Source organism: Bacillus sp. UNC125MFCrub1.1 (assembly GCF_000701305.1).
GTDB lineage: Bacteria > Bacillota > Bacilli > Bacillales > Bacillaceae > Bacillus > Bacillus altitudinis.
Window position 1 is genome coordinate 666,987 of the sequence record NZ_KL370769.1, and the last position, 22,232, is coordinate 689,218.

Sequence of the window (22,232 nt, forward strand, 5' to 3'; positions counted from 1 at the left end):
TTGGATGTAGAGACTTATTCGGGAGCTCTTAACAAAAACTTCACATAGATCGTATACCCTTTTGAATGTGCACCACTTCAAGCTGCTCAAGGCATTTACTGTATTTTAAGACCTTTTAAATACTCGTAGAGTGCATCTGCTTCTGAATCATTTAGTTTAGGGTACGTCCCTGTCATCTTATTACCTGGTTTAAAGCTCTCTGGATCTTTCAGCCATGCTTTGACATTTTCTTTGTTCATGTCTTTAATTCCAGCTACTTTTGTCCGCTCTCCGAAGGTTGCAAGGTTTGGTGCAGTCCTTGCCGCCTCTGGCCGTTCATCTCCAGGCTCTACCGCGTGACAGCTTAAACAGTTTTTCTCTTTAAAGAGTTTTTCACCCTCAAGGGCTAGATCTGACGTAGATGCAGGCTTCTTATAATCTGCCATCTTTTTCGTCCAGCCTAAAAACTCATCTTGAGAAAGCGTTTTAACTTTAAAGTCCATTAAAGCATGTGATGGACCACAAAGCTCCGCACATTTCCCATAGAAATATTCTCCAGCATCTTTCGTTCGTTTTGAGTCAAATGTTAAATAAAACTTGTTCTCGTTGTCTGTATTTGTATCAATTTTACCCCCAGCCGATGGAACCCAGAAAGAGTGTTTCACATCGGATGCTTTCAGCTTAAAATAAACCTTTTGGTCAGTTGGAACAATCAATTCCTGACTTGTCACAATCCCATAATCAGGGTATTCAAATTCCCACCAATATAAGCTGGCTCTTACATTCACAACAAGTGTTTTTTCAGGATCTCGTTTTTTCTTATCCATGGCGCTTGTATCCCCTAGCTCAAGCGTGTATGCCACAACAGGTACAACGAGAATAATGAGTAGAAGTATCGGAATCGCTGTCCACGTAATTTCGAGGTTACGGTTCCCTTCTACCTGTTTAGGAATCGTATCTTCTCCCACTTTAGAACGTTTGAATTTAATGATGACGTAAAAGAAAATGATCGATACAACAATAACGACAAGAACCATAATAAGTGTACTCAGTACCGTTAGGAAAAACTGTTTATCTGCTACTTCCCCAACTGGCTTGAGTGTTGATAAGTATGGTTCACCGCAGCCCGCCAAAACGAGCGTCAGTAAGAGAAACAGTGAATAAACACGCCATTTTCTTATCATAATTTGTCCCAACCCCTTTTGCTTGATCTCCTTTGCCTTTCGGTTTTACCTCTTATTTATAAAATCACCTTTCACCCATCCATAACCCCCGCCTCTTATAAAAGCACTTACATTTCCTCTTTTCATAAAAAAATGATGTTTTTACTCAAAATACCATCTATGTATAAACAGAAAGCCGCCTAAATAGAACTGAATATCAGGCGGCTTTCATAGTTGTAAGAAAATGTTGTGTTATAAGATATAGCCATTGTTTTGATGTGATCAAAGTGTATTTCACTCTAGAATAGTGTAATAATAATCATCGCAACGAAAAAGATCGTTAAGTAGTTTAATGAATAAACGAACATGAGTGTAGACCACTTCATGATATCTTTCATTTTAAAGCCCATAAGACCAATGACGAGCCATCCAATGTTCAGCAATGTGCCAAGTGCGACAATCGGCCATCCTAATCCACCTAAGAAAAATGGAAGCGGAAGAAGACATGCTGTCCAAATGATGATTTGGCGTTTTGTGACTTCAAAGCCGTAAACAACTGGCAGCATTGGAATACCTGCTTTGCGGTAATCTTCCGTTTTCTTAATCGCAAGTGATAAGAAATGTGGAATTTGCCAGATGAACATAATCATAAACAGGACCCAAGCCGTTGTGTCGATGGTGCCTGTAACAGCTGTCCAGCCAATTAATGGCGGAACCGCACCAGATACACTCCCAATGACTGTATTAATGGTGTAATGGCGTTTAGACCACATCGTGTATAGAACTGCATAAGTAAACACACCGATAAATCCAATCACTGCTGATGTAACAGTTGTCATCAGAAGCATAATCAGTCCAAGTACAACAAGCAGAATACCAAATGCATACGCTTGACCTGGCTGAACTTTACCTGTCACCGTCGGTCTTGTTTTTGTTCTTTCCATTAGTATATCAATATCACGGTCAAACGCATTATTAATGGCGCATGAACCGGCAATAATAAGAGAAGAACCAATCATTGTTAACAGCACAATATCAAGATTCCCAAGGAAACTCATACCTGTAAAATAAAAAGCAAGCCACATTCCAGTAAAAGTTGTAATGAAATTGGAATTGACGATGCCCATTTTAATAAGAGCAAGAAAATCTTTTAAAGCGGTTGTTTCTTCTATTTGTCCATGAATAGCTGCTTCCGCGGCTGTTTTGGAATTTGCCAATGTGTATAACCTCCCTTGCCCAAACCTTCAAACGAACGAATAAAACGTAAAATCGTTACAACTCTATCATACAAGATAAAGAGCTGTAAAAAAACATCCTATTAAATAATAAACGACAAACTTGAAGTTATTTGTGAACTTTTCGTGAATTTATTAGGATGTGCGTTTCAGAAGGCGGTGCAAAATGAAATATTCTCTCCTCTATTTCTATCAGACTGTCAAAGAAAGATCAAGCACTCTAAATCTGTAAACTTTGTGAACTAACATATCATTTTTTTGTGAACTTTGGTCATTATGAATTGCAACAGAACACGCATTTGGCTTAAACTTGAGAGCATGTGAGGTTTTCATTTAGATCAGAAGTTATTTAGAGAAGGTGAAATCATTTGATGAAATTTGCTTTAAGGTTATTGAGCGTTGTCACAACATTTGTGATGCTGATCGTTCTGATTGGCGGTGCGCTTGTGACGAAAACTGGCTCCGGTCTTGGCTGCGGCAGACAGTGGCCCCTTTGCCACGGTCGTTTCTTTCCAGAAATGAACCCTGCTTCCATTATCGAATGGAGCCACCGCATGTCAACAGGAGTTTCCACCATTCTTGTACTGGCACTGGCGGTCTTATGCTGGAAAAAAATCAGTCCAGTATTCCGTGAAACCAAATTTTTGGTCATCATGTCCATTATATTCTTACTGCTTCAAGCGCTGTTAGGGGCACTCGCAGTTGTGTTTGGTTCTAACGCACTTGTCATGGCACTGCACTTCGGTATTTCACTGATTTCTTTTGCTTCCATTTTACTGCTGGCCCTGCTTGTGTTTGAAGCAACCAGATCTGAAACAAAGCTTGTGAAGCCGCTTCATATCGGCAAAAGAATGCAGTTCCATATTTATGGGTTGATCACATATACGTATATTGTGGTGTATACGGGCGCCTATGTGAGACATACAAAATCAAGTCTTGCATGCTCTGTCTTCCCATTTTGTTCAAAAGATGGCGCACTTCCAGCGTATTTTAATCAATGGGTTCAAATGTCTCACCGAGCAGCAGCCCTTCTTTTATTCGTTTGGATATTTGTTGCGATGTTCCATGCCCTTAAACATTATAAAGAACAAAAGCAGCTGTATTATGGATGGATCATTTCAGCCATTCTGATTACACTTCAAGCGATCTCTGGTGTCATGTCTGTTTATTCTCAGCTCGCACTCGGTTATGCGCTTGCTCATTCATTCTTTATTTCTTGTTTGTTTGGGGTACTATGCTACTTCTGCTTACTCATTGCCCGGTTTAAATATGAAAATAGAGAGCCTTTCAGATAAACATACAATCCCCCTTTCATCCGAAAAGGGGGATTTCTTTTATGTTTGTTTCGCTTCTTCAAATAGCGAAATGGCTTTTTTTCGTCTTTCTTGATGATCGACTGTAGGCAGAGGATATGTATCCCCTAGCACACATCCCGATTTCATTTGCTCATCTATCGGCATTTTACTCGGTTCATGAATCCATTTTTCATTCACATGCTTTAGTTCTGGTACATACCTTCTAATATATTCTCCGCTTGGATCAAATCGTTTCGACTGGGTCGTTGGGTTAAAAATACGGAAGTAAGGAACCGCATCCGTTCCAACAGAGGCCGCCCACTGAAATCCCCCAATATTCGAAGCCTCATCATAGTCGACAAGTTTTCTCGCAAAATACGCTTCGCCCTTTCTCCAATCGATGAAATAATCTTTTGTCAGGAATGAAGCCGTCACCATTCTCAAACGGTTATGCATCCAGCCTTCTTCATTTAACTGTCTCATCCCAGCGTCAACGAGCGGGAAGCCTGTTTGTCCTTTACACCAAGCTTCAAAAAGTGTCTCATCATCATTCCATTTTATATGTTGAAAGGAGGAGTTGATTTCTTTTTCTTTCATCTCTGGATAATGCGCAAAGATCATATGATAAAAATCACGCCATGCCAGCTCTTTGATAAATGTTTCCTTGCCCTCATCTTCAAAAAGTTCTTCCTCATTGACAGCATGAAAGATCGTGCGAATAGAAATGGTCCCAGTTTTTAAGAACCGAGACAGCTTGCTCGTCCCAAAAACAGACGGAATATCTCGTTTCTCGTGATAACGCGTCAATCTTTCTTGAATAAAGCCGTCTAGCGTGCTTCTCGCTTTGTCTGACCCAATCTGATCGAATTTCCTTGTACATTTCTTGATGATGTCCCTTAGTTTCTCATCTCCCTTTTCAGAAAGTGACTCATCACAAATCGTGTGCTCACTGCTCAGAAATGATTTGTCAACTTTTATCACAGACTGCTTCTCCTGCTTCCGCCACGCTTGATAGTATGGAGTAAACACTTGATAATGAGACCCATCCGCTTTTAAAATATCTCTCGCCCCATGCAGATGCGTATCTTGCCACTTTGACACATGAATGCCCTTTTCTTCTAAGAAACGGGTCACTTGCTCATCACGTGTTCGACCATTTCCTACTTCGTCCTCATTAAAAAAGACCGCATTGATGTCATAAGCATTCATGAGCTTTTGAAAAGCGGACAAAATATCATCATGAATGAGATGAACATACATGTGAGATTCTCTCGCTTCCTTGACGAAATTGGCCAAGTTTTGAAAGAAATGTTCGTTGTTCAAATCCAGTTCCATTTCTGTAAAAAACGGATCTAGATGATAAAAAGCAAATAATCGGTACTGATGTTTTTTTGCATATGTGATCGCTTTTGATAAGGCGATATGATCATCCAATCGCATATCTCGGCGAAACCAAATCACGACAATTTCCACTCTTTCTTCACCTCATTCTATAGTGTAATCACTCTAACAGGCGGCTGCACATTTTAATGCGCTCAAAAAAAGACACATCACAGTGGATGTGTCTTGGATTGTTGACAAAGGGCTAAAATGCTCTTTATTTTAGCCCTTTGTCTTCTTTTCAGCGTGATAGAAAGCCCTTGAAGTCTAGGAAGAACGAGTACTGGAGCGGAGCGAATTTGACATTCGTGAGCACCAGCACGCAGGACTGACAAAGAATGCAAGGGTTTGTCTACACGCTGAGACACATCGCAGTGGATGTGTCTCACTCATTATTCAGGCTTTAAGACAATCAACAGATCTCCAGTTTGAATCCCTTCTCCATTCGTGACATGAATTTCATCCACGACTGCTGAGAACGGTGCTTGTACCGTCGTTTCCATTTTCATCGCTTCATTGATCATCAAATGCTCACCTTGAGAAATTTTCTGTCCTTTTTCAACAAGCACTTTGATCACAGTGCCTGGCATCGATGCCGCAATGTGATTTGGATTTGAGCGATCTGCCTTCATTTTTTCTTGAACGGAGGATTTGATGCTTTCATCCTTAATGACCACTTCACGCGGTTGTCCATTCAGCTCAAAGTAAAGCACTCTTGTAGCGTCCGGATTCGGTTCTCCAATTGACACGAGTTTGACAATGAGGGTTTTCCCTTTTTCAATTTCTACCTCAATTTCTTCACCAAGTCTCATGCCGTAGAAGAAGGTTGGTGTGTCAAGAACAGAGATGTCTCCATAGCTTTCTGCTGTTTGAACAAATTCAGAAAAGACTTTCGGGTATAAAGCATATGCAATGGCATCTTGTTCTGTTAACGTCAAGTCATGCGATTCTTTGAACTGCTTTTTGATTTCTTCAAAGTCCACTGGTTTCAGTTTCTCACCTGGTCTGACAGTAAGCGGCTCCTCCCCTTTTAAAATCAGCTTTTGTAATTTTTCTGGGAATCCGCCATGAGGCTGTCCTAAATAGCCTTTAAACAATTCAACAACCGAATCTGGGAAATCCAGTGTTGCTCCTTTTTCATAAACATCCTCTTCTGTCAGATCGTTTTGCACCATATAAAGTGCCATATCTCCGACCACTTTAGAAGACGGTGTCACTTTCACAATGTCACCAAACATGTCATTTACACGTCTGTACATTTCTTTTACTTCATTCCAGCGGTCGCCAAGGCCGACCCCTTTCGCCTGCTGTTGCAGGTTACTATACTGGCCACCAGGCATTTCATGCTCATAAATTTCTGTATGCGGTGAATTCATTCCGCTTTCAAACTCATGGTAATATTTTCTGACGGAATTCCAATATTGAGAAAGACGTTCAACCGCTTGAACATTCATTTCGGGCTTTCTTTCATGTCCGTCTAAAGCATAATATAATGAGCTCGCACTTGGTTGTGATGTGAGCCCCGCCATAGAGCTGACAGCAACATCAACAATATCAACACCTGCATCAATCGCTCTTGCATAGGTGAAGAGTCCATTTCCACTCGTATCGTGTGTATGAAGATGGATTGGAATCGTGAGCTCGTCTTTTAGAGCAGATACAAGTTCATAAGCCGCCTGCGGTTTTAATAATCCCGCCATATCTTTAATGCCTAAAATATGAGCGCCTGCGGATTCAAGCTCCTTCGCAAGAGAGACATAGTATTTCAAATCATATTTCGGACGTGATGGATCAAGAATATCACCTGTATAACAAATCGCTGCCTCTGCCACTTTGCCTGATTCACGAACAGAATCAATGGCAAGCGTCATGCCTTTGACCCAGTTTAGGCTGTCAAAAATACGGAAGACGTCAATGCCTGCCTCTGCCGATTCCTTTACAAATGCTTTAATCACATTATCCGCATAGTTTGTATATCCGACAGCGTTTGATGATCTTAATAGCATTTGGAACAAAGTGTTTGGCACTTCTTGACGAAGCTCTTTCAATCTTTCCCAAGGATCTTCTTTCAAGAAACGATATGCCACATCAAATGTAGCGCCGCCCCACATTTCCATACTGAATAACTCTGGCCATAAACCTGCTGTTGGCTGCGCAACTTTCTTTAAGTCGTGTGTTCTAAAGCGTGTTGCAAGCAGGGATTGATGTGCGTCTCTAAAAGTTGTATCCGTTAAAAGTACACTGCTTTGCTCTTTCACCCAATTGGCGAGCCCCTCAGGTCCATGCTTGTCTAACAATTGTTTTGTTCCAGAAGGAATCGTTTCATGGACAGCAAGTTTCGGCACATTTGGTTGATCAAAATGAGGCTTCTTATTTTCCGAAATACCAGGGAACCCATTAATGGTAACGTTACCAATATAAGTAAGCATTTTCGTTCCGCGGTCTTTTTGCTTAGGGAAGTTAAATAGCTCTGGTGTTGAATCAATAAACGATGTATCATATTCCCCTCTTAGAAACTTCTCGTGCTTTGCAACGTTTTCAAGAAACGGGATATTTGTTTTAATGCCACGAATCCTGAATTCTTGTAAATTTCGGACCATTTTAGCCGCAGCTTGATCAAATGTAAGTGCCCAAGTAGACAGCTTGACCAACAGTGAATCGTAATAAGGTGTAATCACCGCACCTTGGAAGCTGTTTCCTGTATCAAGACGTACTCCAAAACCACCGCCTGAACGGTAAGCCATGATTTTTCCTGTATCTGGCATGAAGTCATTCAAAGGATCTTCTGTTGTGACCCTTGATTGAATGGCGAATCCATGTGTAAAGATATCTTCTTGTTTTGGTATCCCGACTTCTTTGCTGTGGAGGTCATGTCCTTTTGCGACAAGAATTTGGGTTTGGACGATATCGACACCTGTGATCATTTCTGTGATCGTGTGTTCCACTTGGACCCTAGGATTGACTTCAATAAAATAAAACTCACCATTTGCCACTAGGAATTCTACAGTCCCTGCATTGATATACGATACATTCTGGGCCAGCTGAACAGCCGCTTCACAGATGTCTTCACGCAATTGATCTGAAAGGGACACACTTGGTGCAACCTCAATGACTTTTTGATGACGCCTTTGAACAGAGCAGTCACGCTCATATAAATGAATGATATTGCCGTGATTGTCTCCAATCACCTGCACTTCAATATGTTTCGGATTTTCAATCAGCTTTTCAACGTATACTTCGTCATTTCCAAAAGCCGCTTTCGCCTCTGACTTTGCACGGTCATAGGCTTCGTTCAGCTCCTCTTTTGATCTGACAATCCGCATACCTCGGCCGCCGCCTCCAAGTGAAGCTTTAATAATAAACGGGTAACCGTATTCTTCACCGAATTTTTCGACTTCTTCGACCGAATCAACTGGCCCGTCACTTCCTGGAATGACTGGAATTCCAGCTTTTTTCGCTTCATCTCTCGCTTTTACTTTATCTCCAAACATATCTAAATGTTGAGAAGTTGGGCCGATGAATTGGATGCCTTCCTCTTCGCATCGTCTTGCAAAATGAATGTTTTCAGATAAAAATCCGTATCCTGGATGAATCGCATCCATGTCATTTCGTTTTGCAATTTCGATGATCCCCTCGATATCAAGGTAGGCATCAATCGGCTTTTTCCCTTCTCCAACTAGATATGCTTCATCGGCTTTATAGCGATGATAAGAGCCCGAGTCTTCTTTGGAGTAAATGGCCACTGTACGTAAGTTGAGCTCCGTACAGGCCCTAAAGACTCTGATAGCGATTTCCCCTCTGTTTGCAACTAGAACCTTTTGAATTGTTCTCTGTGACATTCTCACTCCTCCATATCCCTTAAAATTTTATATGTACTCTATAATAAAGGAAGAAATGAAAACTGTACACTTTTGTTTTCTAAAGATTCAAAGTTTTCTGCAATCCATTTTTTTGAATCGATGGTTTGCTGATTGATTTTTTCTTTTTATAACGCTCTTTATATTCAGTGAACATGCTGATATTCAGCAATATTCCCATACATCCACTCAGTAAAATGATAGACGATCCCCCGTAGCTGATAAACGGAAGTGTGACCCCAGTGATCGGAATGAGACCTGAAACACCACCCAAATTAATACACGTTTGGATGGCAATCATTGAAGAAATTCCTATTGCAAGCAAACTTCCAAACGGATCTTCACACTTTCTCGCAATGTAAAAACCTTTCACGACAATAAAGCCAAGGAGAGCAAGGACAAAAAATACACCGAAAAAACCAAGCTCTTCCGAGATAATTGCCATGATAAAATCTGTATGCGGTTCTGGAAGGTATCCATACTTTTGTACACTCTCTCCAAGACCAAGCCCAAAAAAGCCGCCTGACCCAATCGCATAATATGAATTAATCAATTGATGCCCAGAAGCGCCTGCGTCTTTAAATGGATCTTGGAAACTCTCAAAACGTCCAAGACGATTCTGCGTGAAAATTTTATCCCAAAAAAGAATAATAAACGGTGTCACAACAACCATCACCGCACTAAATAAAGCGAGCAGCTTGGCCAGCGTTTTGCCGCTAAACCCTGAGCATAAAATCATCGCAAGGGCAATCATACCAATGATAAAAGCTGTCCCATAGTCTGGCTGTAAAATAATAAATCCGCATAGGATGGAGACAACCACAATTGGAGGTGTCACCCCTCTTAAAATATGGTCAATATAATGCTGCTTCTTTGCATAGACAGCAGCAAGATAAATGATGACAACGATCTTCACGAATTCCGCTGGCTGAAGACTAAAAGGTCCAAATTTGATCCAGCTTCTAGCATTCCCTGCAATGTGACCGCCAAAGTACACATAAATGAGAGAAAACACAGATAACAAAAGCATCACAATTTGGAATCTTTTATTTAAGAGCAGCTGATACGGAATGAGGGCTGTAAAAATCAAGATGACCGCCCCGACAATCATAAATAAAAGCTGTTTCTTGAAAAAATTATCTGGCGCAGCATCATATCTGATCACAGATGTAATCATACTTGAGCTATACACCATCACCAAGCCGAATGCGCTAATTAATATAATGGCGAACAATAATGAGTAGTCATACGATTTTAGCATTCTCTTTAACATATAATCCTCTTCCTAACGTCTATTTCTACTGCTTGACATTCTCTTCTCTTAGCTGTTCTTATTCTACTACATTTTCTCCGTTTGATCCCGTTTTACCTCTTTATATTGTTCGTCTTTCATGAGACAATCAAGTCCGTTTGGCATCAAATAAAAAGGCGGACAAAAAAACTCAAACTTATGTTGTGGAAGTTTGAGTTTTCAATCATTATTTTTTTGTGAACGCATCATGAAGTGCGGATAATTCTCTCTCAAGTTTATCGAGTAGTTTTTTGCCTTCATGTTGATCAACTAATCCAAGCCGGACAGCGAAATCAATTTCTCTCGATAATCCGAACATTTGAGTATCTAAAACCTCTTCATAAAGAGGACATTGCGGCATCGTTAAGTTGTCCATTTGCACTTGGATCAATTTTAAAATTTTATCTGCATCCAATTTTAATAAAGCCAGTGCTTTTTGCCGATGATCGACTAAAATTTCTGACGCCAAAAGTATCCCTCCGTTCCCCAGGCGAGTACCTAATTCTTCTATTTATCATAAAGCGAAACGCCCAAAATTGCAAGCAGATTTGTACAGTTCGCTCTGTAAAAATAAAAAGAAGCCATTCGTCATTAAAAGATACTCATCTCATATTTTTCACTCATGAGCTCAAGCAGCTTAATACCCGCAATACTATTCCCTTTTTCATCCAAAGCAGGCCCGAATATACCTATCCCAAAGTCGTATGGCGCCGCCCCCATAATTCCGCCTGAAACACCACTTTTAGCAGGGATTCCGATATTGATCGCAAATTCCCCGCTCGCATTGTACATACCGCATGTAACCATAAACGTTTTACAAATTCTAGCGACATCTTTCGAAAGGATTTGCTTTCCTGTCTCTGGATGCCTGCCATCTAATGAAAAAACACATGCGATCTTCGCCAAATCCAGGCTGTTCATCATGACGGCGCATTGCTTCGTATAGACGTCCATCACCTCTTCTACATTCCCTTTAATGATATGATATTGCTTCATATAATAGCACATTGCGCGGTTAATCATTGATGTTTCAAATTCGGATGCAGCGGTTTCTTTGCAATATGTAATGGTGGTGTCATTGGCAAGCTCTCTAATAAAACCAAGCAGCCGGTTCAGCTGATCTTGCGGCGTTGCCCCTCTTATTAAACTTGTAACGGCAAGCGCTCCTGCATTAATCATTGGGTTAAGCGGCTTATTTGGGCTTGCTGTCTCTAGTTTAATCATCGAATTAAACGGGTCGCCAGTCGGTTCTTGTCCAACATATTGAAACACTTTTTTCGGTCCTTCTTCTGAGAGCACGAGCGCCAGTGCTAATACTTTTGAAATACTTTGAAGGGTGAATCGTTTATCAACATTTCCTGCTGAGTGGCACGTATTACTCACATGATAAACAGCGACAGATAAATCCGATTGATCCGCTTTACCGAGTGCCGGAATATAGGATGCTACCTTTCCATTTTTGGCCACCTTTTTTGCCTCTTCTACAAATCGCTGAAGCTCTTCATTGTCACGACATGCCATGCCCAAAATCCTCCCTATTTTTCGTCTAATCGTAGTTTGTACAAGGAGGTGCATGTTTATGAAAGTGACAAAGCGGGCGAAAACTTCTATAATTTATGTTGGAAAGGGGTTGTCTTGAACATGAGCATTATTCAAATTAAGGGGAACGTACAATACAAGATCACCATTGATCCGAGTGTATGGATTTTTGATGACCGTAAATTTTTAATGGATTCATTTTTTGAGAAAAGTGCAGCAAACGAAGAGCAGCAGCTAGATCAGGAGCTTGATCAAGAGCGGGTCATAAGAGAAGGTCAAACACTTCCACCCACATTAAAAACAGAGAAAAAATACGAAAAAGAAAGACTTGTCACAGGCAGCTTCGGGATGAAACTTGGCGACATGATAAAAAATGCAGAACCGCTCGAACAAGCGGAGACGTGTGAATTTGTCACAGAAACAGAAACAATTGCTGTTCCGCTCTCTAAGGCGATGGATAGCATTGCCCATTTCAGCCAAAATGGAAAACCTATAACAGAAGAAGGACCAATCCACGTTTATTTCGAGGATCAGTCCAACATCACTCAGCCGATTAAAGGCGTCAAAGAGTTAATCATTACATAAGATAGCGGGTCTGGACTATAATAAATCAGCTGCAAGCTGTGCAAGTCCAGACCTTTCTCCTTTGACAAGCTTGACATGTCCAGATATTTGCTGCCCTTTGAAACGCTCAATGACATATGTGAGCCCATTATTTAAGCTGTCTAAATAAGGGTGATCAATCTGCTCTGGGTCTCCCATCAGCACAATTTTACTTCCCTCACCAACCCGCGTTAATAATGTTTTTACTTCGTGTTTTGTTAAGTTTTGCGCCTCATCGATAATGATAAATTGATCAGGGATACTTCTCCCGCGAATATACGTTAAAGCTTCCACTTGAATTGAACCGATGCCCGCTAGTATCGCATCGAGTTCACCAGGTTTTTTTGTGTTAAATAAAAATTCTAGGTTGTCATAGATCGGCTGCATCCACGGTCTGAGCTTCTCTTCTTTTTCGCCTGGCAAATACCCTAAGTCCTTACCGACAGGAACAATGGAGCGGGCCACGATGAGCTTTTTAAACATGCCGAGGTCCTCTGTCTGCATTAATCCAGCAGCAAGTGCAAGCAGTGTCTTTCCTGTTCCCGCTTTTCCGATAAGTGTCACAAGCGGAATATCGCGGCGTAAAAGTAACTCAAGCGCCATCGTTTGCTGGACATTTTTTGGGCGAATTCCCCAAATATGTTCTTGGTCATAAATAAGCCGTTTTACATGCTCTGCTTTTTGATCAAGCATCCCCAAAGCAGAACCACCCTCATTTCCCTTCATAATAACAAATTGATGAGGGTTTAATGGCGTTTGGGTGACGTCTTTTATTGGTAACTGATTTTGCTTATAAAATGTATTCAGCTGCTCAGTCGGAATATAGAGCTCGTGATAGCCGTTATCAATGTCTTCATTTTGCAGCACACGATCGCTTAAGAAATCCTCTGCTTGCAGACCAATGGCATCCGCCTTTACTCGCACTAGGACATCTTTGCTGACCAAAATGACAGGCCGGCCATCCGGTTTTGTTTCTTCCTCTAAGCTCAAATTCTTCGCAACAGCCAAAATCCGGTTATCGTTTGTTTTTTCGATGAAAATTTCTTGAAGTTCATGGAAAGAGCGATGATTCAGCTCAATACGCAGCGTTCCTTTTGACTCCAGCGTAATTTTTTCATGCAGTTTCCCTTTCGATCTCAACCCGTCGATTAAACGTGAGACACGTCGTGCGTTTTGCCCAACCTCGTCCATATATCTTTTTTTCGAGTCTACTTCTTCTAACACTACGGCCGGAATCACAACCTCGTTGTCTTCAAATGAAAAGATTGAATTCGGATCCTGTAATAACACATTTGTGTCTAATACATAAATTTTACTCAGGTCCTTCGCCTCCTGATCGGGGTTTCATTCATCTTGTCTTTCCAAAAACGATTGTTAAAATATATGTTTTCATGAATAAAGTTAGAAGGTTAATTCAACAATAAAATAAATCATGCAGTTTGTGAAGGAGGGAATACACATGCGACTATTTTTGACGTTATTCATGGTTCAAACCATTCTTTTATTAGGCGCTTGCCAACATCAAGAGAAGCCTTTGGCACAAGAACATCAAGACGGAAACAAGCATTTAGTAAGAGTATCAGACTCATCCAAGAAAAACACTGACAAAGCCCGCCCATCAACAGATGTGGCAAAACACCTAGTGAATGTGACTGAGCATGTAGCAGATGTAAATGACGCAACAGCGATCGTCATCGGCAAGTACGCTGTCGTTGGCATTGATGTAAAAGATGATTTAGATAGAAGCAAAGTTGAAACCATTAAATATTCAGTCGCCAAAGCTCTGAAAAATGACCCAGAAGGTGCGAATGCTGTTGTCGTCGCTGATCCAGATACAGTGAGCCGTTTAAAGGAAATGGGTAAAGAAATACAAGCAGGCAGGCCAGTAAGCGGAATTATGGATGAACTAGCAGCCATTGTGGGACGTGTTATGCCAGAAATGCCTCGAAATGAAATCGACCGTAACGAAACAGATCCAACGAATGATCCGAATCATCAGCTCAAACAACAAGATCAAAAGCAATTAGAAAAAAACCAAAACGATCAATCAAACCATCATATGAATCAGAAGAAATAATGAGAACGGCTTATATCTCTTGTGATATAAGCCTTTTTTATGCTGATTTTAAGTAGCTCAAAAAACATGCTATAATGAAGGCATGACCAAAGTGAGGTGAAAATGATGAGAGTGAAGTGCTCATTATGTGAAAAGCTTGAAACCATTAATGATGATACACTTGTTGCTAAACGGTTAAGAAATCGACCGATTCATACATATATGTGCGATGACTGCCAAGAAAGAATTAAAGTAAAGACAGAGGCACGCATCAAAACTGGCAGATTCTCTCTTTATCAAGATCCTGCGACGAAAGAGAAAAAGAAGAAAAAAGGAAAAAAAGAACAGAAGACATAAAAAAGACCTGACACAAGTTCAGGTCTTTTTTACGTACTTACTGTTCCTTCTTTTTTCGCACGATGCAGTCGTATTTTATAAATAATCAAAATGACAGCTGCCACAACCAGGCCTTCTGCGACTGGCAAGAAGATACCTAGAAATGTGAGAAACGTGCAACCAAAAATCAAAAACAAATAAATGACAAGTGCTTTTAAAATCGGTAAACGTCTAGCAAATCCGAGTTTAAAAACAACAATCGCTAAAACAAGGATGGTGCCATATAGGAGCCACATCCCTGTTTGCGGATTTTCATCGACACGAAACAGCATCGCGAAAAAGGATAGATTCTCACTTACTTCCTGATCATTCAAAAAGATTCCCTCCCCTTATCTTTCAGGGTTCTATCTTTTTAATTCTTCATGGAATTAAGATAATCCTGCTAGCTTTTTCTTCTTCGCAGCTTTCTCACGTTCGTTTTTATCTAAAATTTTCTTTCTTAAACGGATCGATTCCGGTGTAACCTCACAGTATTCGTCTTCATTTAAGTACTCAAGAGATTCCTCAAGTGACATAATACGTGGTTTTTTCATACTAACCGTTTGATCTTTTGTCGCTGAACGTACGTTTGTTTGTTGTTTCATACGGCTCACGTTGACAACAAGATCGTTTTCACGGTTATGCTCACCAACAATCATTCCTTGGTATACTTCAACACCCGGCTCAACGAAAATCACACCGCGCTCTTCAACGCCTTGGATTCCGTAAGCAGTTGCTTTACCTGTTTCCATTGAAACAAGTACACCTTGACGGCGTCCGCCAACTTGACCAGACTGCATCGGCTGGTAGCTGTCAAATGTATGGTTCAAAATACCAAAACCACGAGTTAATGAAAGAAATTCAGTTGTATATCCGATTAAACCACGTGATGGCACTGTAAAGATCAGGCGAACTTGACCATTACCATTATTGATCATGTCAATCATTTCACCTTTTCTTGCGCCCATTGATTCCATGATAGAGCCAGTGTGCTCTTCTGGTACATCAATTTGAACGCGCTCAACAGGCTCACATCGAACACCGTCAACTTCTTTTACAATAACTTCTGGCTTCGATACTTGCAGTTCAAATCCTTCACGTCTCATATTCTCAATCAGAATGGATAAGTGAAGCTCACCGCGTCCTGATACGACCCAAGCATCAGGTGAATCCGTTGGATCTACACGAAGACTTACGTCTGTTTGAAGCTGCTGTTCTAAACGCTCTTCAATTTTACGTGATGTCACGTACTTTCCTTCACGGCCTGCAAATGGGCTGTTATTCACAACAAATGTCATTTGAAGTGTCGGCTCATCAATACGCAGGATCGGCAAAGCCTCTTGGTGTTCTACCGGGCAGACTGTTTCACCTACGTTGATGTCTTCCATACCAGATACTGCGACAAGATCTCCAGCTTTCGCTTCATTGATTTCCACTCGTTTTAACCCTTGGAAACCAAAAATCTTCGTCACGCGGAATTGTTTTACACTGCCATCCACTTTCATTAGAGCAACTTGCTGTCCTACTTGCATCGTTCCTCTAAATACACGGCCAATTCCAATTCTTCCAACATAATCATTGTAATCAAGTAGCGCCACTTGGAATTGAAGCGGCTCTTCATGGTTGTCGACTGGGCATGGGATATGGTTGACAATCGCTTCAAACAACGATTCCATGTTTTCATCTTGCTTACTAGCATCGTTACTTGCTGTACCATTGATTGCTGATGCATATACAACTGGGAATTCAAGCTGTTCTTCTGTTGCATCCAATTCAATGAACAAGTCAATGACTTCATCAACTACTTCAGCTGGACGAGCAAAGTCACGGTCAATTTTATTGACAACAACAATTGGTGTTAAGTTTTGCTCAAGTGCTTTTTTTAGCACGAATCGTGTTTGAGGCATACAACCTTCATATGCATCCACAACGAGAAGTACACCATCTACCATTTTCATGATACGCTCAACTTCACCACCGAAATCGGCGTGTCCTGGTGTATCTAAAATATTAATGCGTGTATCTTTATAATGGATCGCAGTATTTTTAGCTAAGATCGTAATACCGCGCTCTCGCTCTAAATCATTTGAATCCATGGCTCTCTCAGCGATATTTTCATTCGCACGGAAAGTACCAGCTTGATGGAGCAATTGGTCAACAAGCGTCGTTTTACCATGGTCAACGTGGGCAATAATTGCGATGTTGCGAAGGTCTTTTCGAAGTTTCACATTTTCATCTCCTAAAATAATTAGATAACTTTCATATTATATCACAATCCCCTTTAAATGCCGATCGTTTTTCTGTAAACTTATATTAACTCTAAAAAAAGGGATGGAGACAAATGAAACAAATCAAATGGCTTCTATTATTATGTGCATTACTTGCCGTCGTCAGTATGGCGTTTATTGGAGTGTCTGTTGCAGAAAAAAGCATACTGGGAACATGCTTAAGTATTGTGTTCGCCATGATTTTCATGGGTACAGGATTTACATTAAAACGAAAATTAAACGTACAATCATAAAATTTATGAAAAGCCTTTTACATTTTACATGTAGAAGGCTTTTATTTTGGGTAAAAACAAGACCAACCACCTATGTAATCCTAGTGATTCAACTAAAAAATTCATATAGTGTTGGCAAATCTAAGCAATCTGAACTCTTCCATTTTTCGACAAGAACTTTTATAGTTCTCCAAAATCAAACACAAAGTTACATTTTTCCTATTCTTCCACAAAGTTTCTCATGGTATGCTGTTCTTGCAACAAAATTTAACAGAAAAGGGAGAGAAAAGAAGCATGAAGAAGTTTTTGAGCAAATCGCTCAGCTCTGTTGTATTTTTCGCTTTAGCTATCATTTTTACTTTCACAACAGTAGCTCCTGGGCAAGCAAGTGCTGCAACTTTCAAAGGGATTCCTTTTGAGCAGCAACAAATTATTAAAGATTTATTGGAGAAAAACGAGCGTGTTATCAGCATTCTCATCAATTCATTTGTTGAGGAAGACAACAACTACACATTTGATGTGAAAAAAGCTGTTGAGCTCGGTTTGACTGAAGAAGAAGCGGCGACTGCTGAGAAATTCTTAGATCGCGCAGCTGTTCTTACAATCGTTTTCAGTGAAAGCATCACTAAAAACGAAAAAGGAAAATTAGTTTTTGATGCAGAAAAAGCTGTTGAACTTGGTCTTACTAAAGAAGAAGCAACTAAATTCGAAAAGCTTTTCAAATCAGTGATCAGAATTGCTGATCTTGCTGGTGATGCACTTGTTCTAGACAAAAAAGGAAACGTTGTAATTGATTCTAAAATCGCTAAAGGTCTTGGATTCAGCTCTACTGAATTACTTGTTTTCAACCAATTGCTTAAGAAAATTCCTCAAGAGCAATTAAAAACGTTCTATGATGCAGTTCAAATTGCTAAAGAAAAATTGAACTAAGCTCAAAAAACCCCCATCCGGTTCATCCAGATGGGGGTTCTTTCTTATATCCAATAGATCAAGAGCATGATGAGATAGACGATACTAAAAACGATACTTGCCCTTAATAACAGTTTTCCATAGTAGCGCTTTTCAAACTTTCTTTTTTCTTCTTTTTCATCTATGAACGGTATGAAATCTGTTGACTTTGCAATAGAGACTGGTTCTTTCATTTCTTCATATAGATGAAGGCATTTTTTGCATGAACGTAAGTGCTCATTCACTAATTGATTTGTTTCTTCACTCGTGTCCCCTTCTATATAAAGTGGTAATAGTTCTTCAATCAAATAACAGCTCATTTGTTGAACTCCTCACAATGTAGCTTTCGTTTCAGCTCTAATCTTGCTCGATGAAGGGTTGTCTTTACTTTAGGTAAAGTCCAATTCAAAATTTCCGCTACTTCTTCATACGATAATTCCTGAATATCTCTTAAAATGAGGACTTCTCGGTAAGAATCCTTCAATTGATTGATCTGGCTCCACAGCCTTTGAATATCAGCTTGAGTTTCTAAATGGTCTTCAGGTGTCATGAATATCTGTTGCTCTAAAAAATCAGCATTTTCTACATCCGTAAAAGTTCGTTTTATTTTTCGGCGATAGTCGTTGACAAATGTATGATAAGCAATGGTGTAAAGCCATGTTTTAATGCTTGAATGTCCTTTAAAAGAGGATAATCCATGCAGTGCCTTGATAAATACATCCTGCGCAAGGTCCTTGGCTGTTTCGACATTTCCCGTTCTGCGATATAAATATTTGGTGATTTCCTGAAAATATTCTTCATATATTTTTTCAATTTGATTGGTCGGTCTAGACATCAAAAATAAAACCACACAGTCATCCAAATTGATAAAACGATAAAAAAGAAGTATAACGAAGAAATAAACCACTTCATGCGTTTTAATTCGAGATAATCGTTCTGATCCTCAGTGTGGGCAGGAGCAAACTCATTTCCCTTAACAGAATGCTGAAACTGCTTTTCATGCGTCTTCATCCAGTTAGAAGCCTCTTCTCCAAGCTCCCCTTCCTGATACAATTCATATAAGTCTTGAAAGATGGCTTGTTTTTCTTTATCTGTCAAAACGTTGCACCTCTTTTGTTCGTTCATTTACTTCATATATTTTCCGCTCATTCGATCCGAAGGTTTGAATGATCACAAACCACGAAATGCCCATTTTTCCCTCTTTGTCGATCATTCTCACCGGCTTGATTTGTTTTTTATAGATGGTATAAGGTTCATACTTTTTGAGAACTTGCTGATAGACTTCATCACGTTCTTGATTCGATACCGTATGCGGTAAAGAAGAGTCTGATTGCCAATTCAACTCAATTCCATCGGCATCTCTCGTCACATGAAGTAAATTTGATGACCCGTGAAAAGTATATTGTTTGTGTTCACGAGTTCCTGTTTCTGTCTTCACGTCTTTTGACTGTTCCCCTATCATTTCAAACAAATCTTCGTCACTGATATTTCCTTTTTTCTGTTGAAGAATCGCTTTTGATAGCTGTATTTTCAGCAATTCTTTCGTTGAACCATTAAACAGAAATTCAGATTGATCGGCTGTCTTTACCGTCACTTCATGCTGCCATTCAAAATAAAAAGCATCAACGTCTGTGATCTGGTAAGCTGGTGGCTGTAAACTTAACTTTTTATAAATACGATTAATTTTCGTTTTCATTTCTTTGTTTGTTAAATTGATCCCGTCTATATCCTTTAATTGAAAGATGGCGTTCCCATATTGCGCTTGTCGAAGCGTCTCTTTTTTCCAGGTGGCAAACGCTAAGCTCTCATCTTTATTCTGAGACATTTTTGGCAAAAGAAGAACGCTTGTCTCCCCGTCTTCTTTTTCGACGACGATATGAATGCGGTCTAGATCAACGGATCGGCCGCTTCTTTCAAAAAATTCAATGGTTTTTTCCCTATATTCTTTATCGGTCAAATGCTGACCCTTTGCGCGACCATGATAAAAATAGCTGTTTAATTCACCTGTAAACGCAGAAACATTCACTTCATATTGATCGGCTGCAAACACATAGTTATAAGAGATCGGCTGTTTATAAGTCGTTGAATATAATGTAGTGTCCGATGGTACAAACTTTGAAGCGAATGCTTTTGCACTTGCTTCAGATAAAGGGCGATATTCTTCTGAGAAAGTATCTGTCAGTTCCGATTTAGTAAATTGAAACATGATATGTGGGAGATTTAGGATTGGGTTCAGCATCAGCATAAAAAAGACGACAATCCCCCCAGCACCCCACTGTCTCAACTTTACCTTGTTTTGTATTAACGCACATAACAAATGTAATGTCATAAAGCTTCCTGCGGCCGCCACTAAAATCACTATGGACTTAAACGAAGATTGCAGCTCATGCTTCGAGATAGAAGGATAAAAAATATACAGCAGCGCAGCGAAAATCAGGCCATAGAAAAACAGCAATTCTTTCCACTTCTGATGCCAAAACAAACGAAAGAATAGGTGAAGTACCAAAGCGGCAAAGCCAATCATAAGCAAAATGATGATCAAATCTCTCCATACCAGCTCCGTATCACCGCTGAGAAAGAACTTTTTGCTTTCAACTAACACAATAAACACCGTTTGACATAAAGGCAGAAGTAACACAGATAAATCAAACGCAAAAAACATGCCTTTATTTTTTAAATAAGGAAGAGAAATCACATAGAAAAGTGATGCAAGCAAGACATATCCATAGATGAGAAATTGCATGAAATCTGTCAGCACTTCAAATGTTTCGATCGTATACTGTCTAGCTAGCACTTGGTGGATCATCTCAAGTGTCATACTCCCTAGCAGAACTACTCTTAATACGATTCCAGCATAAAATACATAACTACTCTTCTTTTCTTTCCATATGGGAAGTGTAATGAAAAGGACAAATAGTCCAAGCACACACCATTGAATCATGTGGATACTGTACTCATTTAAAATAAAAAACCTTTCAAAATGGAGGGATAAATCACTAAACAAATCAAACATCGCTACACAATCCTTTACTTCAAATTAAGGCCTCGTTCGTATAGACATTTGACTTGTCAAAAAGTTTCATCAAATACAAAAAATCACTTCATTCTCATGAAGTGATGTTGTTTATTGTTTATTTCCGCTTCCCTTTATGTAATCATGCAAGATTTTCTCACAGACGGATCGATTTCCGGCAACAATGCTATTTTTCTCTAGAAACGTTAAGCGTTCTCCGTGAACATTCGAGTAAACAGCGCCTACCTCATCAAGCAACACACATCCAGCAGCATAATCCCATGGCGCTAGCCTTAACGTGACATATGCGTCGCTTCTTCCGCTTGCAATATAAGCCAGTTCAAGTGCAGCTGATCCAATCGTTCTTGTTCCTCTCACATCGCGTACGAGACGGGCAAACGGCTTAGCGTCAAAATGAGGGCTTTCAATCGCCCATGTTGGGTTAATGCCGACAATGGCTTTTTCAATGGCGACATCTTTTAAAGGCGGGAGTAAGATATCGTTCATATATGCCCCTTCTCCTTTGACTGCATGATAGAGCTCGTCATGAATGACGTCATAAATAAGACCGATTTTCCCCACACCATGTTCAAATATCCCAATTGAAATGGCAAAATTTCGTTTTTGATGGACAAAGTTCATGGTGCCATCAATTGGATCAATGATCCATACTATCCCGTCAAGAGAGGTCACTTCTTCCCCTTGGCCCTCTTCTCCTAAAATATGATGATCTGAAAATGTCGACTGTATCTTTTCAATGAAGAAACGTTCTGTTTCTTTATCGATATTTGTGACAAGATCATTTGGATTTGATTTTGTTTCAATTGATAGACCTTCCTGCATGGATTCTTTAATGCGGCTACCCGCTTCTTTTACCCAAAGCTTTGCAAGTCGGTCAATTTCCACCCAGTTTGTCATCGGACTGTAAACCTCTTTTCTATGTAGTACCTATTTGTATTAGCATACTGATATTATGTACGTAAAAGCAAGAAAAAAGT

At 40.0% G+C, this 22,232-nt stretch carries 21 protein-coding genes; 6 read left to right on the forward strand and 15 right to left on the reverse strand.

Annotated elements, in window-relative coordinates; translation table 11 throughout:
- Positions 1-95: 95 nt before the first annotated feature.
- Both coxB and cyoE read right to left on the reverse strand, forming a co-directional pair.
- Entirely contained in the window at positions 96-1,163 is a 1,068-nt protein-coding gene (coxB, locus tag N521_RS16145; RefSeq protein ID WP_008345042.1) for a cytochrome c oxidase subunit II, read from the reverse strand.
- Positions 1,164-1,441: 278 nt separating this feature from the next.
- Positions 1,442-2,359, reverse strand: coding sequence for a heme o synthase (gene cyoE, locus N521_RS16150; RefSeq protein WP_024720296.1), 918 nt, complete (start codon positions 2,357-2,359; stop codon positions 1,442-1,444).
- Positions 2,360-2,748: 389 nt separating this feature from the next.
- On the opposite strand from cyoE, the gene N521_RS16155 reads away from it, so the two are divergent.
- The gene (locus tag N521_RS16155; protein WP_008345045.1) at positions 2,749-3,672 is read left to right on the forward strand and encodes a COX15/CtaA family protein; all 924 of its coding nucleotides are present in this window, start codon (positions 2,749-2,751) and stop codon (positions 3,670-3,672) included.
- A gap of 39 nt (positions 3,673-3,711) precedes the next feature.
- Here the strand turns inward: N521_RS16155 and N521_RS16160 are convergent, their stop codons facing one another.
- The 5 genes from N521_RS16160 to glsA form a co-directional block, all read right to left on the reverse strand.
- The gene (locus N521_RS16160) at positions 3,712-5,145 is read right to left on the reverse strand and encodes a cryptochrome/photolyase family protein (protein WP_017367181.1); all 1,434 of its coding nucleotides are present in this window, start codon (positions 5,143-5,145) and stop codon (positions 3,712-3,714) included.
- Positions 5,146-5,444: 299 nt separating this feature from the next.
- Positions 5,445-8,891: a pyruvate carboxylase gene (gene pyc, locus N521_RS16165; RefSeq protein ID WP_035392164.1), complete on the reverse strand. Its 3,447-nt coding sequence runs from the start codon at positions 8,889-8,891 to the stop codon at positions 5,445-5,447.
- Between the two features lie 79 nt (positions 8,892-8,970).
- Positions 8,971-10,182, reverse strand: coding sequence for a putative lipid II flippase FtsW (gene ftsW / locus N521_RS16170; RefSeq protein WP_008345051.1), 1,212 nt, complete (start codon positions 10,180-10,182; stop codon positions 8,971-8,973).
- A gap of 205 nt (positions 10,183-10,387) precedes the next feature.
- Positions 10,388-10,669, reverse strand: a complete 282-nt coding sequence (locus N521_RS16175; RefSeq protein WP_003212509.1) for an Fpa/YlaN family protein — start codon at positions 10,667-10,669, stop codon at positions 10,388-10,390.
- A 122-nt stretch (positions 10,670-10,791) separates the two neighbouring features.
- Complete coding sequence (gene glsA / locus N521_RS16180; RefSeq protein ID WP_035392166.1) at positions 10,792-11,721, reverse strand: glutaminase A; 930 nt, start codon at positions 11,719-11,721, stop codon at positions 10,792-10,794.
- A 120-nt stretch (positions 11,722-11,841) separates the two neighbouring features.
- Between glsA and N521_RS16185 the strand changes: the two genes are divergently transcribed.
- The gene (locus tag N521_RS16185) at positions 11,842-12,324 is read left to right on the forward strand and encodes a hypothetical protein (protein ID WP_008345056.1); all 483 of its coding nucleotides are present in this window, start codon (positions 11,842-11,844) and stop codon (positions 12,322-12,324) included.
- 15 nt (positions 12,325-12,339) lie between these two features.
- Here N521_RS16185 and N521_RS16190 read toward each other — a convergent pair whose 3' ends face one another.
- Positions 12,340-13,662, reverse strand: coding sequence for a PhoH family protein (locus N521_RS16190; protein WP_025207279.1), 1,323 nt, complete (start codon positions 13,660-13,662; stop codon positions 12,340-12,342).
- 139 nt (positions 13,663-13,801) lie between these two features.
- Between N521_RS16190 and N521_RS16195 the strand changes: the two genes are divergently transcribed.
- The gene (locus tag N521_RS16195) at positions 13,802-14,419 is read left to right on the forward strand and encodes a YhcN/YlaJ family sporulation lipoprotein (protein WP_008345059.1); all 618 of its coding nucleotides are present in this window, start codon (positions 13,802-13,804) and stop codon (positions 14,417-14,419) included.
- Between the two features lie 105 nt (positions 14,420-14,524).
- The gene (locus tag N521_RS16200; protein ID WP_008345063.1) at positions 14,525-14,755 is read left to right on the forward strand and encodes a YlaI family protein; all 231 of its coding nucleotides are present in this window, start codon (positions 14,525-14,527) and stop codon (positions 14,753-14,755) included.
- Between the two features lie 29 nt (positions 14,756-14,784).
- Here the strand turns inward: N521_RS16200 and N521_RS16205 are convergent, their stop codons facing one another.
- Both N521_RS16205 and typA read right to left on the reverse strand, forming a co-directional pair.
- Positions 14,785-15,066 (reverse strand): YlaH-like family protein, encoded by a 282-nt coding sequence (locus tag N521_RS16205; protein WP_048002867.1) that lies wholly within the window; start codon positions 15,064-15,066, stop codon positions 14,785-14,787.
- A 96-nt stretch (positions 15,067-15,162) separates the two neighbouring features.
- Positions 15,163-17,001, reverse strand: coding sequence for a translational GTPase TypA (gene typA, locus N521_RS16210; protein ID WP_012009833.1), 1,839 nt, complete (start codon positions 16,999-17,001; stop codon positions 15,163-15,165).
- 113 nt (positions 17,002-17,114) lie between these two features.
- Here typA and N521_RS16215 point away from each other — a divergent pair, with 113 nt between their 5' ends.
- Together N521_RS16215 and N521_RS16220 are read left to right on the forward strand one after the other, a co-directional pair.
- Positions 17,115-17,294 carry a DUF5325 family protein gene (locus N521_RS16215; protein WP_008345070.1) on the forward strand — a complete coding sequence of 60 codons (180 nt, stop codon included), beginning with the start codon at positions 17,115-17,117 and terminating at the stop codon, positions 17,292-17,294.
- A gap of 273 nt (positions 17,295-17,567) precedes the next feature.
- Positions 17,568-18,203, forward strand: a complete 636-nt coding sequence (locus N521_RS16220) for a hypothetical protein (protein WP_017359387.1) — start codon at positions 17,568-17,570, stop codon at positions 18,201-18,203.
- 44 nt (positions 18,204-18,247) lie between these two features.
- Here the strand turns inward: N521_RS16220 and N521_RS16225 are convergent, their stop codons facing one another.
- The 5 genes from N521_RS16225 to N521_RS16245 form a co-directional block, all read right to left on the reverse strand.
- The gene (locus tag N521_RS16225; protein WP_008345075.1) at positions 18,248-18,541 is read right to left on the reverse strand and encodes an anti-sigma factor family protein; all 294 of its coding nucleotides are present in this window, start codon (positions 18,539-18,541) and stop codon (positions 18,248-18,250) included.
- Positions 18,538-19,056: a sigma-70 family RNA polymerase sigma factor gene (locus N521_RS16230; RefSeq protein WP_029575466.1), complete on the reverse strand. Its 519-nt coding sequence runs from the start codon at positions 19,054-19,056 to the stop codon at positions 18,538-18,540. The genes N521_RS16225 and N521_RS16230 overlap by 4 nt, the downstream gene beginning before the upstream one ends.
- Positions 19,056-19,319, reverse strand: coding sequence for a hypothetical protein (locus N521_RS16235; RefSeq protein WP_008345079.1), 264 nt, complete (start codon positions 19,317-19,319; stop codon positions 19,056-19,058). The genes N521_RS16230 and N521_RS16235 overlap by 1 nt, the downstream gene beginning before the upstream one ends.
- Complete coding sequence (locus N521_RS16240) at positions 19,309-21,162, reverse strand: hypothetical protein (RefSeq protein ID WP_231493318.1); 1,854 nt, start codon at positions 21,160-21,162, stop codon at positions 19,309-19,311. Before N521_RS16240 ends, N521_RS16235 begins: the two co-directional genes overlap by 11 nt.
- 183 nt (positions 21,163-21,345) lie before the next feature.
- Entirely contained in the window at positions 21,346-22,152 is an 807-nt protein-coding gene (locus tag N521_RS16245) for an inositol monophosphatase family protein (RefSeq protein ID WP_035392173.1), read from the reverse strand.
- Between the last annotated feature and the right edge of the window lie 80 nt (positions 22,153-22,232).

Excerpts from the sequence above, each read along its gene's own strand:
- coxB (WP_008345042.1), bottom strand. The coding sequence starts at position 1,163 with ATGATAAGAAAATGGCGTGTTTATTCACTGTTTCTCTTACTGACGCTC.
- N521_RS16155 (WP_008345045.1), top strand. The coding sequence starts at position 2,749 with ATGAAATTTGCTTTAAGGTTATTGAGCGTTGTCACAACATTTGTGATG.
- pyc (WP_035392164.1), bottom strand. The coding sequence starts at position 8,891 with ATGTCACAGAGAACAATTCAAAAGGTTCTAGTTGCAAACAGAGGGGAA.
- ftsW (WP_008345051.1), bottom strand. The coding sequence starts at position 10,182 with ATGTTAAAGAGAATGCTAAAATCGTATGACTACTCATTATTGTTCGCC.
- glsA (WP_035392166.1), bottom strand. The coding sequence starts at position 11,721 with ATGGCATGTCGTGACAATGAAGAGCTTCAGCGATTTGTAGAAGAGGCA.
- N521_RS16185 (WP_008345056.1), top strand. The coding sequence starts at position 11,842 with ATGAGCATTATTCAAATTAAGGGGAACGTACAATACAAGATCACCATT.
- N521_RS16195 (WP_008345059.1), top strand. The coding sequence starts at position 13,802 with ATGCGACTATTTTTGACGTTATTCATGGTTCAAACCATTCTTTTATTA.
- N521_RS16200 (WP_008345063.1), top strand. The coding sequence starts at position 14,525 with ATGAGAGTGAAGTGCTCATTATGTGAAAAGCTTGAAACCATTAATGAT.
- N521_RS16205 (WP_048002867.1), bottom strand. The coding sequence starts at position 15,066 with ATGCTGTTTCGTGTCGATGAAAATCCGCAAACAGGGATGTGGCTCCTA.
- N521_RS16215 (WP_008345070.1), top strand. The coding sequence starts at position 17,115 with ATGAAACAAATCAAATGGCTTCTATTATTATGTGCATTACTTGCCGTC.
- N521_RS16220 (WP_017359387.1), top strand. The coding sequence starts at position 17,568 with ATGAAGAAGTTTTTGAGCAAATCGCTCAGCTCTGTTGTATTTTTCGCT.
- N521_RS16225 (WP_008345075.1), bottom strand. The coding sequence starts at position 18,541 with ATGAGCTGTTATTTGATTGAAGAACTATTACCACTTTATATAGAAGGG.
- N521_RS16230 (WP_029575466.1), bottom strand. The coding sequence starts at position 19,056 with ATGTCTAGACCGACCAATCAAATTGAAAAAATATATGAAGAATATTTT.
- N521_RS16240 (WP_231493318.1), bottom strand. The coding sequence starts at position 21,162 with ATGATTCAATGGTGTGTGCTTGGACTATTTGTCCTTTTCATTACACTT.
- N521_RS16245 (WP_035392173.1), bottom strand. The coding sequence starts at position 22,152 with ATGACAAACTGGGTGGAAATTGACCGACTTGCAAAGCTTTGGGTAAAA.